Here is a 15,518-nt window from a genome sequence, read left to right on the forward strand (position 1 = left end):
CAGCCTGACAGCCTGGCGGCGACGGCTACACGCCAGCCCTGGCCGGTTGGCGATTGAGACCATGCTTGCGCAGCTTTCTATAGAGGGTGTTGCGGCTGATGCCCAACTGCTCCGCCGCATGGCTTATATGCCAACGCTGCTGTTCCAGCACGGCCAGCAACGCCTGGCGCTCGGCATCGTCGAGCGGATGCTGAGGAGCCTCGTCGAGACTCGGCACCGGACGGGCCCGGTTGACGACCGACGGCAGGTCTTCAAGGTCAATTAACCCGTTCTCGCAGAGCGCCGCCAGGGTCCGCAACATCGTGCGCAATTGGCGGACATTGCCCGGCCAACTGAACGCCAGCAATGCCGTACGTGCGTCAGGGCTGATCGTCAACGGCTGGCCCTGCGCCTCTTCACTCAACAGAAAATCCAGCAACTGGGCTTTATCACTGCGCTCGCGCAGCGCAGGTAAACCGACTTCCAGGCCATTGAGGCGGTAGTACAGGTCCTCGCGAAAGCTGCCATCCGCGACCCGCTCCAGCAGATTGCGGTGCGTCGCGCTAATGATGCGCACATCCACCGCCTGGGCTTCGCCGCCGATGGGCACCACTTGGCGATCCTCCAGCACCCGCAGCAGGCGGGTCTGCAACGCCAGGGGCATGTCACCGATTTCATCGAGAAACAGGGTGCCACCATCGGCCTGCTGCAACTTGCCACGCATGCCTTCCTTGCGCGCCCCGGTAAAGCTGCCCCCGCGATAACCGAACAACTCGCTTTCGATCAGGCTTTCAGGAATCGCCGCGCAATTGAGCGCGACAAAGGCGTTGCGCGAGCGCTGGCTCGCCAGGTGCACCGCCCGGGCAAAGGCCTCCTTGCCGGAGCCCGTCTCGCCATTGACCAGCAGCGGTACATCGCGCTCAAACACCCGCAGCGACTTGTGAAAAACCGCCTGCAAGGCCGGGTCGAGCAGGCAGATGCCCGGCACCTTTGGCTCGGGCGCACTCGGCGGCGGCAACACTACCGCTGGCACACTGCGCGGCTGCCCGCGCAGCGCGGCAAACAGGCGCCGCCCCTCACGTGTCAGCAATGGCCAACTGGCCGTGGCCTGGGCGCTGGCGCGCGCCAGCAACTCATCCAGGGAACAGGCGAACAAGGCGTCGACCGGTTGTCCGAGCAAGGCATCGCGCCTGAGCCCCAGCAGATTCAGGGCACTTTGATTCAGGGCCCGCACCCGACCGTCGCCGTCGAAGGCCAGCAAGCCCTCGCTGAACAGGCCCACGGACTCGGCCTGCAAATGAAAGCGCAGCAACCATTGATGCTCGAAATGACGCAGGAAGTAGCAGCTCTCGATCATCTTCGCCGACAGATTGACCAGGGCCATGGTGTGGAACTGGCTTTGGCGCGAAACGTCCTGGCGTGCCGAAGACACATCCAGCACCGCCAGTAGCTCGCCGTGGGGGTCGAATACCGGGCTGGCCGAACAGGTCAGCCCGGTATGCCGTCCGCGAAAATGTTCATCCTGATGGATGGTCAGCGATTGCCGCTCGACCAGGCAGGTGCCGATCCCGTTGGTACCTTCGCAGGCCTCGCTCCAGTCGGCCCCGAGCCAGAGCCCGGCCCGCTCGAAAATCTGTCGTTCGCTGGGCGCCGTGACGCAATTGAGGATCACCCCCCGTGCATCCGTCAGCAGTACCGCATGGCCTGCGCCGCAGAGCTGCTGATGGAGACTGTTCATTTCATTGCCGGCAATCTGCAGCACCTGCTGCAGCCGCTCGCGGCTTTCCAGCAAGCGGTCGTGCTCCAGTACCGTCGGTGCCACGGCCAGCGCCGGGTCCAAGTGGTAGTCCTGCAGACAGCGGAGCCAGGAGCGGGCAATCGACGGATCGCTGCCCGGGCCGTGCAGATGGGGCTTGCCCTGGGCCACAGTCAGCACTTGTTGGGCATGCCGGCTCAAATGATTGCTGTGCATTCTTATTCTTCTCCCGTGGGTCACGCGCCTGTCCGAAACCGGAACCGGATGAGCGCAACCTGGCGATAACCACTACTTAAGTAGCGAATCGAGCCAGCATCCTCCAGCCAAAGAAGCATTGCAATCCTGATGCGACCCACCGGTCACGGACTGCATCGAGAACGGTACAAACTGTCACCCCGCCCTGTGCCAGCCTTGTCACACACCCGGCCCCCGCCTTCCTTCACGCTTGCCCAAGGCCTTGATTTGACTGGGCTGCAACGCACTGGCCCGACCTTTGCTCTACGCTAGTACCGGCGCGACAGCGCCCCTCCACACAAGCACAAGAGCCAAGGAGATACCCACCATGCGTTACGCCCATCCTGGTACCGAAGGCGCCATCGTTTCGTTCAAGAACCGCTATGGCAACTACATTGGCGGCGAGTTCGTGGCACCGGTCAAAGGCCAGTACTTCACCAATACCTCACCGGTCAACGGCCAGCCCATCGCCGAATTCCCACGCTCCAGCGCCGAAGACATCGAAAAAGCCCTCGACGCCGCCCATGCTGCGGCCGATGCCTGGGGCAGCACGTCGGCCCAGGCACGCGCGCTGGTGCTTCTGAAAATCGCCGACCGTATCGAACAGAACCTGGAAGTCCTGGCGATCACCGAAACCTGGGACAACGGCAAAGCCGTGCGCGAAACCCTGAACGCCGACATTCCCCTCGCCGCCGACCACTTCCGCTACTTCGCCGGATGCCTGCGCGCCCAGGAAGGCAGTGCGGCAGAGATCGACGGCAACACCGTGGCGTATCACATCCATGAGCCGCTGGGCGTGGTCGGCCAGATCATCCCGTGGAATTTCCCGCTGCTGATGGCCGCCTGGAAACTCGCCCCAGCCCTGGCGGCCGGCAACTGCGTGGTCCTCAAGCCGGCCGAGCAGACGCCGCTGGGCATCAGCGTGCTGATGGAATTGATCGGCGACCTGCTACCGCCCGGCGTCCTGAACGTGGTGCAAGGCTTCGGCAAGGAGGCCGGCGAAGCCCTGGCCACCAGCAAGCGTATCGCCAAGATCGCCTTTACCGGCTCGACCCCGGTCGGCTCGCACATCATGAAATGCGCCGCCGAGAACATCATCCCGTCAACCGTGGAGCTGGGCGGCAAATCGCCGAATATCTTTTTTGCCGACATCATGAAGGCCGAACCGAGCTTTATCGAAAAGGCGGCCGAAGGTTTGGTCCTGGCGTTCTTCAACCAGGGCGAGGTCTGCACCTGCCCGTCCCGGGCCCTGGTGGAGGAGTCGATCTACGACGACTTCATGAAAGTGGTGATGAAAAAGGTCGAGCAGATCAAGCGTGGCGACCCGCTGGACACCGACACCATGGTCGGCGCCCAGGCCTCCGAGCAGCAGTTCGACAAGATCCTGTCCTACCTGGAGATCGCCAAGAACGAAGGCGCCCAGCTGCTGACAGGCGGCAAGGTGGAAAAGCTCCAGGGCGACCTGGCCAGCGGCTATTACATCCAGCCGACCCTGCTCAAGGGCACCAATAAAATGCGCGTGTTCCAGGAAGAAATCTTCGGGCCGGTGGTGAGCATCACCACCTTCAAGGACGAAGCCGAAGCCCTGGCCATCGCCAACGACACCGAGTTCGGCCTGGGCGCCGGGCTGTGGACTCGCGACATCAACCGCGCCTACCGCATGGGCCGCGCCATCAAGGCCGGTCGTGTCTGGACCAACTGCTACCACCTGTACCCGGCACATGCCGCGTTCGGTGGCTACAAGAAGTCCGGGGTGGGCCGTGAAACCCACAAAATGATGCTCAACCATTATCAGCAGACCAAAAACCTGCTGGTCAGCTACGACATCAACCCGCTGGGCTTCTTCTAAGGCTCGGCGATTGATCGTGAGCCAGCTCGTTCCTGCACATGCACAACCTGTAGGAGCGAGGTGGCTCGCGATGCTCCACCTCAATGTTCCAAAAACAATAAAAAACATAACAGGTGAACACCCATGCCAAGCGATCACTCTGGCCTCGAGTCAGCGGCCTCCTCGGTCGACTTCGAAAAAGTCGGCTCCGAATACTTCCAACAACGCGAACTGAAAAAAGGCGCCGCCGGCTGGGTGCTGCTGGTCGGCCTCGGCGTCGCCTACGTGATCTCCGGTGACTATGCCGGCTGGAACTTCGGCCTGGCCCAGGGTGGCTGGGGCGGGATGTTCCTGGCCACATTGCTGATGGCGACCATGTACCTGTGCATGTGTTTCTCCCTGGCCGAACTGTCCTCGATGATCCCCACCGCCGGTGGCGGCTACGGCTTTGCGCGCAGCGCTTTCGGGCCCTGGGGCGGTTTTCTGACGGGCACCGCGATCCTGATCGAGTACGCCATTGCACCGGCCGCCATCGCGGTGTTTATCGGCGCCTACTGTGAGTCGCTGTTCGGCATAGGTGGGTGGATGATCTACCTGGCCTTCTACATTGTCTTTATCGGCATCCATATCTTCGGTGTCGGTGAAGCCCTGAAACTGATGTTCGTCATCACCGCTATCGCGGCCATTGCCCTCGGCGTGTTTCTGGTGGCGATGGTGCCGCACTTCAGCGTCGCCAATCTGTTCGACATCCCCGTGAGCGAGGCCAAGGGTGCCAGCAGCTTCCTGCCATTCGGCTATGTCGGCGTGTGGGCCGCGATCCCTTACGCCATCTGGTTTTTCCTCGCAGTCGAAGGCGTGCCCCTGGCCGCCGAAGAAACCAAGAACCCCAAACGGGACCTGCCGCGCGGCCTGATCGGCGCCATGCTGGTCCTGGTCAGCTTTGCCCTGCTGATCCTGGTGATCGGCCCGGGTGGCGCGGGCGCCAACGCCCTGATGAGCTCGGGTAACCCGCTGGTCGAAGCGCTGAGCAAAACCTACGGCGGCTCGACCTGGATGGGCAGCTTCGTCAACCTGGTCGGCCTGGCCGGGTTGATCGCCAGCTTTTTCTCGATCATCTACGCCTATTCGCGGCAGATATTCGCGCTGTCGCGGGCCGGTTACCTGCCGCGCAAACTGTCCCAGACCAACAAGAGCAAGGCGCCGGTCCTGGCCCTGATCATTCCCGGCATCATCGGCTTCGGCCTGTCGCTGACGGGCCAGGGCGACCTGCTGATTCTGGTGGCGGTCTTTGGCGCGACCATCTCCTATGTGCTGATGATGGCCGCGCATATCACCCTGCGCGTACGCCGCCCCAAAATGGAGCGACCCTATCGCACCCCGGGCGGCGTGCTGACCTCCGGCGTGGCCCTGGTGCTGGCCTGTATTGCTGTCGTGGCGGGCTTTCTGGTGGACCCGCGGGTAGTGATTGGCGCCGCGATCATCTATGGAGTATTAATTGCTTACTTTGCTTTCTACAGTCGGCATCACTTGGTAGCGGGCACGCCGGAAGAAGAATTCGCGGCTATCCAGAAAGCCGAAGAGGCTTTGCACTAAGCGCTGAAAACCCCGACGCGGGCCCGACCCGCGTCGTTCCGGAGAATCTGTATGGCAAGTTTTGCACACACCGTCGGCGCGCAAACCTACCGCTTCGACGACCTCAAGGACGTCATGGCCAAGGCCAGCCCGGCCCGCTCGGGTGACTTTCTGGCCGGCGTCGCCGCCCTCAACGATGGCGAGCGGGTCGCGGCCCAGATGGCCCTGGCCAATATCCCGCTCAAGCACTTTCTCGAAGAAGCCCTGATCCCCTATGAAACCGATGAAGTCACCCGACTGATCATCGACACCCATGATCGCCAGGCCTTCGCCACCGTCAGCCACCTGACCGTGGGCGGCTTTCGTGACTGGCTGCTCAGCGACGCCGCCGACGAACAGAGCCTGCGCGCCCTGGCGCCAGGGCTGACGCCGGAAATGGCCGCCGCGGTCTCGAAAATCATGCGCGTTCAGGACCTGGTGCTGGTGGCCCAGAAGATCCGCGTGATCACCCGTTTTCGCGGCACCCTGGGCCAGCGCGGTCGCCTGTCCACGCGTCTGCAGCCCAACCACCCCACGGACGAGCCGGCGGGTATTGCGGCCAGCATTCTCGACGGCCTGCTCTACGGCAACGGCGATGCCATGATCGGCATCAACCCGGCGACCGACAGCCTCTCCTCGATCTGCGCCTTGCTGGAAATGCTCGATGCGATTATCCAGCGCTATGACATTCCGACCCAGGCCTGCGTGCTGACCCATGTCACCACCTCGATCGAAGCGATCAACCGTGGCGTGCCCCTGGACCTGGTGTTCCAGTCGATTGCCGGCACCGAAGCGGCAAACGCCAGTTTCGGCATCAACCTCAATGTCCTGCAAGAAGGCTACGACGCAGGCCTGAGCCTGAACCGCGGCACTCTTGGACAGAACCTGATGTATTTCGAAACCGGCCAGGGCAGCGCGCTGTCGGCCAACGCCCATCACGGCGTCGACCAACAAACCTGCGAAACCCGTGCCTATGCGGTCGCCCGCCACTTCAAGCCGTTTCTGGTCAACACCGTGGTCGGCTTTATCGGCCCGGAATACCTCTACAACGGCAAGCAGATCATCCGCGCCGGTCTGGAAGACCACTTCTGCGGCAAATTGCTCGGCGTGCCCATGGGCTGCGACATCTGCTACACCAACCACGCCGAAGCCGACCAGGACGACATGGACACCCTGCTGACCCTGCTGGGCGTGGCCGGAATCAACTTCATCATGGGCATCCCCGGCTCCGACGACATCATGCTCAACTACCAGACTACCTCCTTCCACGACGCGCTTTATGCCCGCCAGACCCTGGGGCTCAAGCCGGCGCCGGAGTTCGAGCAATGGCTGGCCAGGACCGGCATCTTCACCCAGGCCGATGGCCGGGTGCGGTTTGGCGACAATCTGCCGCCGGCTTTTCGCCAGGCCCTGGCGCAACTGGGATAAGGGACAGGTAATGGACAAGACCCCCACCGACAGCAGCAACCCTTGGCTGGAACTACGCCGCCTGACCCCGGCACGCATCGCCCTGGGGCGCACCGGCACCAGCCTGCCCACCCAGGCCCAGCTGGATTTTCAGTACGCCCACGCCCAGGCTCGCGATGCAGTGCACCTGCCCTTCGATCACGCCGGCATCAGTTGCCAACTGGCCGAGCGCGGGCATGCCAGCCTGCTGCTGCACAGCGCTGCCAGCGATCGGCACAGCTATCTGCAACGCCCCGACCTGGGACGCAGGCTCAGTGACGACTCGGCCGAACAACTGCGCGCCCATGCCCGGAGCAACCCCGGCGGCGTCGACCTCGCCATTGTGGTGGCCGATGGTTTGTCGGCATTGGCGGTAAATCGGCATACCCTGCCGTTTCTCGGGCGCCTGGAGGAACAGATCGCTGCCGAAGGCTGGACCCGCTCACCCGTGATCCTGGTGCAACAGGGCCGGGTCGCGGTGGCCGATGAAGTGGGCGAGCTACTCGGGGCAAAAATGACCGTTATCCTGATTGGTGAACGCCCGGGGCTCAGCTCGCCGGACAGCCTGGGCCTGTATTTCACCTACACGCCACGGGTCGGGCTGACCGATGCCTATCGCAACTGTATTTCCAATGTACGCCTGGAAGGCCTGAGCTACGGCATGGCCGCCCACCGCCTGCTTTACCTGATGCGCGAGGCCTGTCGCCGCCAGCTGTCCGGGGTCAACCTCAAGGACGAGGCACAAGTGCAAACCCTGGAAAGCGCTGCGCTGGACTCACCGGCCGGCAACTTCCTGCTTGGCCCCAGGGATCATTGAAATCCATGATGATTGCGCTTTTTCGCCGCTTTAGGCAGCATCTGACCCACGGCTGCCAGAGTGAACCGCTTGCCGTCACATCCATTTGAAGTTGAGGCTTATCGATGCGGATTACTCAAGCGACCCTGGAGCACCTGGACCTGTTGACCCCGTTGTTCATCAAATACCGCGAGTTCTATGGCGCGCTGCCACTGCCGGACTCATCCCGCAGCTTTCTGGAGAAGCGCCTGCGCCGCAAAGAGTCGGTGATCTATCTGGCCCTGCCGGATGACGACGACAGCCGGATCTTGGGCTTCTGCCAGCTGTACCCGAGCTTTTCCTCGCTGTCGCTCAAGCGTGTGTGGATCCTCAACGATATCTACGTGGCTGAAGATGCCCGGCGCATGCTCGTTGCCGACCATCTGATCAAGACGGCCAAGAAAATGGCTCGTGAAACCCACGCGGTGCGCATGCGCGTTTCCACCAGCAGCGATAATCTGGTCGCCCAGAAAACCTATGAATCCATAGGTTTTCGCGAAGACAGCGAATTCAAGAACTACGTACTGCCCATCAGCGACGAGTAAACCCGTTACCCGGCCGGTCTGCACATGCAGGCCGCGCACGCGCCTATTCGAAATCCCTCGCTACAAACTCTGCAAACACACCCGGCTCCGCCCCGTATAATGCCAAGCTCTGAAAATCTATAAGAAAGTTCGCAATTATTTGCCAGCTTTTTGTCTATTCCCTTCTGCACAGGCCTGCCGAGCCGGGTCGCCGACACAGGTGCCATACATGGATTTCAACCCGCTAGATCTGATCCTGCATCTCGATGTGTACCTCGATTTGCTGGTAACCAATTACGGGCCATGGATCTACGCCATTCTGTTTCTGGTGATTTTTTGCGAGACCGGCTTGGTGATCATGCCGTTCCTGCCCGGTGATTCCCTGCTGTTCATTGCCGGCGCCGTAGCCGCCGGTGGCGGCATGGACCCGGTGCTGCTGGGCGGCCTGCTGATGATCGCGGCCATTCTTGGCGACAGCACCAACTATGTGATCGGACGAACAGCCGGCGAGCGATTGTTCAGCAATCCCAACTCGAAGATCTTCCGCCGCGACTACCTGCAGCAGACCCATGATTTCTATGATCGTCATGGTGGCAAGACCGTGACCATGGCGCGTTTCCTGCCCATCCTGCGGACCTTTGCCCCCTTTGTGGCCGGTATTGCGAAAATGCCCTACCCGCGCTTCTTCATGTTCAGCGTGTTCGGCACCATTCTCTGGGTGGGCGGCCTGGTGACCCTCGGCTACTACTTCGGCAACGTCCCCTTTATCAAAAAGAACCTGTCATTGCTGGTGGTCGGCATCATCCTGTTGTCGCTGGTACCGATGATTGTCGGGCTCGTGCGTAGCCGGCTCGGACGATCGGCCAGCAAAGCCTGAGTCGAGCGGCCTTCGATCATGTGGTCACTGAGCGCCTGGCGCCGGCGCCGAATCCTGGCGCGCCATCCGGTTTGCGATGAGACCTGGGCGCGCGTACGCCATCGCCTGAGCTTTCTGGACGGGCTGAGCGCAGACGAAGACCAGTGGCTGCGCGAAAGCAGCGTGTTGTTTCTCGACAGCAAGTACCTGAGCCCCCTGCCCGGTGTTGAACTGCACCAGGAGGAACGCTTGCTGCTGGCCGCCCAGGCACAACTACCGCTGCTGCATTTGGGTGACCTGAACTGGTACCAGGGCTTCCATGAAATCGTGCTGTACCCCGACGATTTCATCAGCCCCCAGCGCCATCGCGATGCCACTGGTGTGGAGCATGAATGGAGTGGCGAACACAGTGGCGAAGCCTGGCAACAAGGTCCGGTTATCCTGGCCTGGCCCGGCGTACTCGCCAGCGGCGGCTGGGATGGCTACAACCTGGTGATTCACGAACTGGCGCATAAACTCGACATGCTCAATGGTGACGCCAATGGCCTGCCGCCCCTGCACAGCGATATGCGCGTCAGCGAATGGGCCCAGGTGATGCAGAGCGCCTATGATGAGATGAACCGTCAACTGGACGCCAACCCTGACGCCCAGACCACCATCGATCCCTATGCCGCGGAAAACCCGGCGGAATTCTTTGCTGTCACCAGCGAATACTTCTTTAGTGCCCCCGATTTACTCTACGAAACCTTCCCGCAGGTTTATCGACAACTGCAGCAGTTCTATCGCCAGGACCCGCTGGCCAGGCTGCAGCGATTACAGGCGAGCCACCCGGCCTACCAGGTATCCGACTAAGGTCTATCCTCCGGGTGGCACGTAGCATCGTTGTCCGAATGTGCCTATAATCGCGCCCACTTTTCGGCCAATCCGGCCAATTTATTTGGTCAACTACGGGGGCACCGCCCAATGAGCTACAGCAAGATTCCGGCTGGCAAAGACCTGCCAAACGACATCTACGTCGCAATCGAGATTCCGGCCAACCACGCGCCGATCAAGTACGAAATCGATAAAGACAGCGACTGCCTGTTCGTTGACCGTTTCATGGCCACCCCGATGTTCTACCCGGCTAACTACGGTTTTATCCCCAACACTCTGGCCGACGATGGCGACCCCCTCGACGTGCTGGTGGTGACCCCGTACCCGGTAGCACCAGGCTCGGTTATCCGCGCTCGCCCGGTCGGCATCCTGAACATGACCGATGACGGCGGCGGCGATGCCAAAGTGATCGCGGTTCCGCATGACAAGCTGTCCCAGCTGTATGTCGACGTCAAAGAGTACACCGACCTGCCAGCCCTGCTGCTGGAACAGATCAAGCACTTCTTCGAGAACTACAAGGATCTCGAAAAAGGCAAATGGGTGAAGATCGACGGTTGGGGCGACGCTGAAGCGGCTCGCGCCGAGATCATGAAGTCGGTTGCTGCTTACAAAGGCTGATCGCAATAGCCTGCAAACACTTGCAACATAAAAAGCCCCGATCTCTCGGGGCTTTTTCATGGCCAAGCGCCAGAAATAAACCTCATGTTTACTTCGGCTAAAAGCGGATCGTCATCCTGAACTTTGTAGGCAAGTGGTCCGAAATACAAAGAAAATTAGTCGAATAGCCATGAATATTGAACGCATCGTTTATTTAAACGGCGATGATGCCTCAGTAGACTGTTTCGCCATGAAAACATCTGGTGACCGCTTAAGAGCGCTTCTAAGGGAGTGCCAATTATCCGCTTCGGACTTCGCTGCCAATCGGCGCGTTACGCCTCAGCATGTCAATAACTGGTTCAAGCGCGGCATCCCCATGGCACGCCTGGATGAAATTGCCGAACTGTTGAGCGTCAACAGCCGGTGGCTGCGCACTGGCGAGGGTGCGAAACACCCAGGTAGCACCCAGCAGCCAGCCGATCCCTCCACCCCCTCTCACAGCTACAAGATCATGACTCCCCGCCAGCACTATCTTCCGACCAGCGCCGATAGCAACGACGTCGAAGTACAACTGCTCCAGGAAGTCGCTATCAGTGCCGACGCCAGGCAGACCCGCATCAGCACCGCCCCCCATGCGCGTGTACGCCTGCCCTTGCGCGTACTGCAGGTCATGGGCGTCGAGCCCGACCAGGCCATTTGCGCGCCCATGGTCGGCAACAGCATGGCGGAGAAAATCCAGGACGGCTCCACCATTGCCCTGGATCGCAGCCTGACCCAGATTGTGGACGGCGAAATCTACGCCCTCGAACAGGACGGCATGCTCCGGGTGAAATACCTCTATCGCCTACCCGGTTCGGGACTACGGTTGCGCAGCCACAACAGCGCCGAGTACCCCGACGAAATCTGCAGCGCCGAACAGCTGGACAGGCAACGGGTACGGATATTGGGGTGGGTGTTCTGGTGGTCGACACTCAACCGACGACGCCCGCCAGTGCCGTTTATCTAAGCGTCGACGCCCCAAAAAGGGGCTTTGGCAGGCCTTTTTACTGGGCAAGCGAAGTCAAATCCCGTATGCTGCGCGGCACATTTGGCCTCCCCCTGCCCAGCGCAGGCCGGATCGCCCCGACGACGCAAGCCACTGCCTGCCAAGTCCCGCAGCCAGACGCCAGAATCTGGATGTACGTTTTGAAGGCTGGCGCGGCTTACCAAAAATAAGCCAAGCCAGTCCCCGAGAAGCCGGCCACAAGCCGGCTTTTTAATGCGCGCTTGAAAAGCCATCTCAAACCTTGCGCCCCCCCCCTGGACCAGGCGAACCGAGCACGTGCGCTGGTTTCTTGCCGAGCATTTGAACGGTCATTGCGCGGCTGGTCGGTACTTCTACCGACTCACGGCCTCTTGATCTGGAAGCGAATGAAGGCTTCTGGCACACGCTGGCCGGGCAAGGTCACACGAGCGGGATATCCCCGAGGCGTCACCCCCTGGCCCTTGCATCAGTACTGGTAGCGTAACGTGAGCGCAAAATTGCGCGGATCGCCATAGTACAGGCCACCGAAGTTGTTGGACGTTGGCAAGGACTGGTAGTAGACCTTATCCAGGACGTTATTGAGGTTGTACTGCACGCTGAACTGTTGGTTGATTTGATAATTGGCATGCAGGTTGAGCAACGCGTAGCCACCTTGTTCGATAGCGTATCCAGTCACATCGGCAGCAGTGCGGCTCTGGGCATATACGTCGCCACCCACACGCCATTGGTCGAGGACACCGGGCAAGCGGTAGTCCGTCGACACCTTGAGCAGGCGACGCGGGATCTTGCGGTAGTAGTCCGAGCCTTTGCTACTGCCGGCCACATACTCGGGATCGCTGTAGGTGTAGCCAGCGCTGACGTTCCAGTTCTCCAACGGCTCTCCGGAAATCTCCAGTTCAAAGCCGCGGTTACGCACTTTCGCGCCGGTTTCATAGCACTTGCTTGTCCCGGTCACGCCACAGGTGGGCAACACCGACAATGCCTCAGGCATGTTCTCCAGGTTGGTCTGAAAAATGGCCAGCGAGGTGTTTAGGCGGCCATCGAAGTACTCCCCCTTGATGCCCGTTTCGTAGTTTTCGCCTTCAATTGGGTCAAGCAGGGTATTGCCGACCCCGTAGTAACTCTGGGTCTTGTAGATCTCGGTGTAGCTGGCGTACCAGGTGTGATGCTTGTCCAGGTCCAATACCAGCCCGGCATACGGCACCAGCCGGCCATTCTCGCGATATTGATCATTGGTGAAGGGGCTGGCCACTTTGTAGTCCGACCAACTCACCCGCGTACCGACGATCAGGCTCAGGTCATCCGTAAGGCTGAAGCGCGAGGCGCCATACAGGCCACGCTCCTTGCGCGTGTAGTTATAGTCCGAGCCAATTGCATTGAGGATGGGGTTGGGCAGAGCGCTGTGGTCGAAGTCGGTGATGTTGATCGTCGGGTTGTTGGTGGCGCTCTTGATCACCGCGTCGAACTCGTCCTTGCGACTGTTGGCCCCGAGCATCAACTGGTGCTTGCGGCCAAACAGCTCGAAGGGACCGGTAGCATAGAGGTCCAGCGCGAACTGGGTATCTTCGTAGTCCGCCTGGGAGACGGTCATGCGATAGTTGTCACCCGATACCCGATTCGGATACGCGGAGAGGAAGTCGGCGTCCGACCAGATCGCATTCATGGCCAGGGTCAACTTCCACCCATTGTCGAAGCTGTGCGTAACATCGCTGAACAGCGTGTAGTTGTTGCGATCCAGATGGGCCCACTGGCCGTTGAGGTTGGTGGAACGCGAAAGCGGATAGAACGAGCCGTCACGGCGGGTATTCAAGCCTCCCCAGTCATAGCCGTTCTGGTTGTCCTTCTGAATAGTGGCACCTACCGTCAACACGGTGGCGTCGTTGAGATCCGCCTCCCCAACCAGATACAGCAACTGGTTGTCCCGCTCGGAGCCGTCCCTGTAGCTGTTGGCGTTGTTGTAGTAGGCCACTGCGCGGCCGCGAACATTGCCCGTGGAGGTCAATGGCCCGGAAACATCCACCTGGCTACGATAGTTGTCCCAGGAGCCTGCCCCCAGCTCCGCGCCCAAGCGAAAGTCCTGGGTCGGTCGTTTGCGCACCAGGTTGATCGCCGCCGACGGATTGCCCGTCCCCTGCATCAGGCCATTCGCCCCGCGGACGACTTCGACGCGATCATAGAGGGCCATGTTCGAAGTGGACATAACGTCCATTGAGTAGTTTTCCGAGATGTTGGTCGCAATTCCGTCATATTGCAGGTCGCTGATCTCGAAGCCGCGTGAGTAATAGGTAGAGCGGTCAGTGCCGATCTTGGTGAGGGTGATACCGGTCGCCGTGCGCGCGATATCGTCCAGGTTCTGGATGTTCTGGTCGTCCATCTTCTTACGGGTGATCACCGTCACCGACTGCGGTGTTTCCCGCAGGCTCAGGGCGAGCTTGGTTGCCGTATTGCTCGAGCCCGTGGTGTAGGAACCGGTGCCTTCGGTCGTAGCGCCCAAGGATTGCCCGTCGACATTGGTGGCGCCGAGCACCACCGCGCCCGAGGAGCCGTCCTGGACCAGCAGATAACCGCCGTTGGCTTGGCGCTGAGCCTGCAAGCCACTATTGGACAGCAGCAACGCCAGCCCTTCATCAATCCCGTAGGCGCCGTCAAGGCCCGGGGTCGTCAGCGCGTGTATCTGGCGCGGGTCGAAGGAAATCGTCACACCGGCCTGCACCCCGAACTGGGTCAGCGCGCTACCCAGCGGGCCTGCGCCAATGTGATAGGCGATGCGGCTCTGGGCCTGAGCCGTTGCTGGTATCAGCACCACCCCCGGTACACTCGCCATCGTCAGGCCGAAGATCGCCAGGCGTATGGCACGAGACAATGAAACCGAGGGAGAGAAGCAAAGCTGGGGCATGGAATGATCCTTCCGTTGTCATGGCAGAAATCCGCTGTCATCGCGGCTCTTGTCATTGACGGATGAGAATCGGAATCAGCAAGGCGCCCCGAACATTTTCTGCCCGTGACGGTTCAGGCGGCCTCGATACTGACCCAGTAGCGGGTCAGGTAGCGCACCGTCACCGGCAACGTCCTGGCCAGGTTTTCCAGGATCGCATCGGTATCATCGAGACGAAATGCGCCGGAAATGCTCAGGTCCCGGACCGCCCCCGCGCAACGCAGTACACCCGGACGATAGCGCCCGAGTTCATCGACGAAGTCCCCAAGGCGCCATTCGTTAACGCTCAGCATGCCTTGGACCCAGGCGGTCGAGTCCGCCGGCAAGGCGTGCACACGATCGGCGCGATCATGATCGAAGGCCGCCTGCTGACCGGCATCCAGGCGCGTCACCCGCTCCGGATGGCGGCGCGGACGGATCTCAACCGCCGACTGCAGCACGCCGACCCGGGTCTGGTCTGCCATCTGGCGCACGCTGAAGCGCGTCCCGAGCGCGTGAATGCGCCCGTCCATGGTCTCGACGACAAAGGGCCTCAGCCCAGGATCCTGGGCGGTTTGCACGAGGATCTCCCCGCGATACAGACGGATAAGCCGAAGCTGTCCGTCGAAGCTCACATCCAGCGCCGTGTTGGCGTTGAGCTCCACCTGCGAGCCATCTTCCAGGCGCAGCGAACGACGCTCGCGCGCCCCCGTGCTCTGCTGAGCGAGCAGGCCATGATTCGACAACGGCTGGCCGACCATCCAGGTTGCCCCCCCGACCGCCAGAAGCACGCTGAGGATCTTCAAGACCTCGCGGCGCTGCGCCTGGGCGGCGTCCAGGCTCGACCGGGCGGCATGCAGGGGCACGGTTGCCCACTGCCGCTGGAACGCCTCGACCCGCGCCCACGCCTCGGCGTGCAAAGGATCTGCACCCAACCATTGCTGCCAGGCCTGGGTGCAGGTCTCGTCCACCACGCCATCGTTGAGCTGTACATACCAGGTCGCTGCTGCCTCAAGAGTCCGACGATCCAGCACCGCACTC

The 15,518-nt window shown here is 61.2% G+C and carries 12 protein-coding genes; 9 read left to right on the forward strand and 3 right to left on the reverse strand.

The window, feature by feature from the left end:
• Positions 1 to 25: 25 nt before the first annotated feature.
• Positions 26 to 1,951, reverse strand: coding sequence for a sigma-54-dependent Fis family transcriptional regulator (locus NPS46_RS22320; protein WP_274111068.1), 1,926 nt, complete (start codon positions 1,949 to 1,951; stop codon positions 26 to 28).
• Positions 1,952 to 2,297: 346 nt separating this feature from the next.
• On the opposite strand from NPS46_RS22320, the gene exaC reads away from it, so the two are divergent.
• From exaC to NPS46_RS22365, 9 genes are all read left to right on the forward strand, one after another.
• Positions 2,298 to 3,818 carry an acetaldehyde dehydrogenase ExaC gene (gene exaC / locus NPS46_RS22325; protein ID WP_274111070.1) on the forward strand — a complete coding sequence of 507 codons (1,521 nt, stop codon included), beginning with the start codon at positions 2,298 to 2,300 and terminating at the stop codon, positions 3,816 to 3,818.
• A gap of 123 nt (positions 3,819 to 3,941) precedes the next feature.
• The gene (gene eat / locus NPS46_RS22330; RefSeq protein WP_274111072.1) at positions 3,942 to 5,390 is read left to right on the forward strand and encodes an ethanolamine permease; all 1,449 of its coding nucleotides are present in this window, start codon (positions 3,942 to 3,944) and stop codon (positions 5,388 to 5,390) included.
• A 51-nt stretch (positions 5,391 to 5,441) separates the two neighbouring features.
• Positions 5,442 to 6,836 carry an ethanolamine ammonia-lyase subunit EutB gene (locus tag NPS46_RS22335; protein ID WP_274111074.1) on the forward strand — a complete coding sequence of 465 codons (1,395 nt, stop codon included), beginning with the start codon at positions 5,442 to 5,444 and terminating at the stop codon, positions 6,834 to 6,836.
• Between the two features lie 10 nt (positions 6,837 to 6,846).
• The gene (gene eutC, locus NPS46_RS22340) at positions 6,847 to 7,671 is read left to right on the forward strand and encodes an ethanolamine ammonia-lyase subunit EutC (protein WP_274111076.1); all 825 of its coding nucleotides are present in this window, start codon (positions 6,847 to 6,849) and stop codon (positions 7,669 to 7,671) included.
• 104 nt (positions 7,672 to 7,775) lie between these two features.
• Complete coding sequence (locus NPS46_RS22345; protein WP_274111078.1) at positions 7,776 to 8,234, forward strand: GNAT family N-acetyltransferase; 459 nt, start codon at positions 7,776 to 7,778, stop codon at positions 8,232 to 8,234.
• Between the two features lie 208 nt (positions 8,235 to 8,442).
• Entirely contained in the window at positions 8,443 to 9,090 is a 648-nt protein-coding gene (locus tag NPS46_RS22350; RefSeq protein WP_274111080.1) for a DedA family protein, read from the forward strand.
• An 18-nt stretch (positions 9,091 to 9,108) separates the two neighbouring features.
• Complete coding sequence (locus tag NPS46_RS22355) at positions 9,109 to 9,921, forward strand: zinc-dependent peptidase (RefSeq protein ID WP_274111082.1); 813 nt, start codon at positions 9,109 to 9,111, stop codon at positions 9,919 to 9,921.
• A gap of 111 nt (positions 9,922 to 10,032) precedes the next feature.
• Entirely contained in the window at positions 10,033 to 10,560 is a 528-nt protein-coding gene (ppa, locus tag NPS46_RS22360; RefSeq protein WP_027617732.1) for an inorganic diphosphatase, read from the forward strand.
• A 229-nt stretch (positions 10,561 to 10,789) separates the two neighbouring features.
• Positions 10,790 to 11,545 (forward strand): LexA family transcriptional regulator, encoded by a 756-nt coding sequence (locus tag NPS46_RS22365; RefSeq protein ID WP_274111084.1) that lies wholly within the window; start codon positions 10,790 to 10,792, stop codon positions 11,543 to 11,545.
• A gap of 484 nt (positions 11,546 to 12,029) precedes the next feature.
• Here NPS46_RS22365 and NPS46_RS22370 read toward each other — a convergent pair whose 3' ends face one another.
• Both NPS46_RS22370 and NPS46_RS22375 read right to left on the reverse strand, forming a co-directional pair.
• On the reverse strand, positions 12,030 to 14,387 hold the full coding sequence (locus NPS46_RS22370; protein WP_425312778.1) for a TonB-dependent siderophore receptor: 2,358 nt from the start codon (positions 14,385 to 14,387) through the stop codon (positions 12,030 to 12,032).
• A gap of 185 nt (positions 14,388 to 14,572) precedes the next feature.
• The gene (locus NPS46_RS22375) at positions 14,573 to 15,508 is read right to left on the reverse strand and encodes a FecR domain-containing protein (RefSeq protein WP_274111115.1); all 936 of its coding nucleotides are present in this window, start codon (positions 15,506 to 15,508) and stop codon (positions 14,573 to 14,575) included.
• Positions 15,509 to 15,518: the final 10 nt, after the last annotated feature.

Origin of the sequence: Pseudomonas putida, from assembly GCF_028682395.1 — a bacterium.
Lineage (GTDB): Bacteria > Pseudomonadota > Gammaproteobacteria > Pseudomonadales > Pseudomonadaceae > Aquipseudomonas > Aquipseudomonas putida_AB.

Excerpts from the sequence above, each read along its gene's own strand:
- exaC (WP_274111070.1), top strand. The coding sequence starts at position 2,298 with ATGCGTTACGCCCATCCTGGTACCGAAGGCGCCATCGTTTCGTTCAAG.
- eutC (WP_274111076.1), top strand. The coding sequence starts at position 6,847 with ATGGACAAGACCCCCACCGACAGCAGCAACCCTTGGCTGGAACTACGC.
- NPS46_RS22320 (WP_274111068.1), bottom strand. The coding sequence starts at position 1,951 with ATGCACAGCAATCATTTGAGCCGGCATGCCCAACAAGTGCTGACTGTG.
- NPS46_RS22350 (WP_274111080.1), top strand. The coding sequence starts at position 8,443 with ATGGATTTCAACCCGCTAGATCTGATCCTGCATCTCGATGTGTACCTC.
- NPS46_RS22365 (WP_274111084.1), top strand. The coding sequence starts at position 10,790 with ATGAAAACATCTGGTGACCGCTTAAGAGCGCTTCTAAGGGAGTGCCAA.
- NPS46_RS22345 (WP_274111078.1), top strand. The coding sequence starts at position 7,776 with ATGCGGATTACTCAAGCGACCCTGGAGCACCTGGACCTGTTGACCCCG.
- NPS46_RS22355 (WP_274111082.1), top strand. The coding sequence starts at position 9,109 with ATGTGGTCACTGAGCGCCTGGCGCCGGCGCCGAATCCTGGCGCGCCAT.
- eat (WP_274111072.1), top strand. The coding sequence starts at position 3,942 with ATGCCAAGCGATCACTCTGGCCTCGAGTCAGCGGCCTCCTCGGTCGAC.
- NPS46_RS22335 (WP_274111074.1), top strand. The coding sequence starts at position 5,442 with ATGGCAAGTTTTGCACACACCGTCGGCGCGCAAACCTACCGCTTCGAC.
- ppa (WP_027617732.1), top strand. The coding sequence starts at position 10,033 with ATGAGCTACAGCAAGATTCCGGCTGGCAAAGACCTGCCAAACGACATC.
- NPS46_RS22370 (WP_425312778.1), bottom strand. The coding sequence starts at position 14,387 with ATGGCGAGTGTACCGGGGGTGGTGCTGATACCAGCAACGGCTCAGGCC.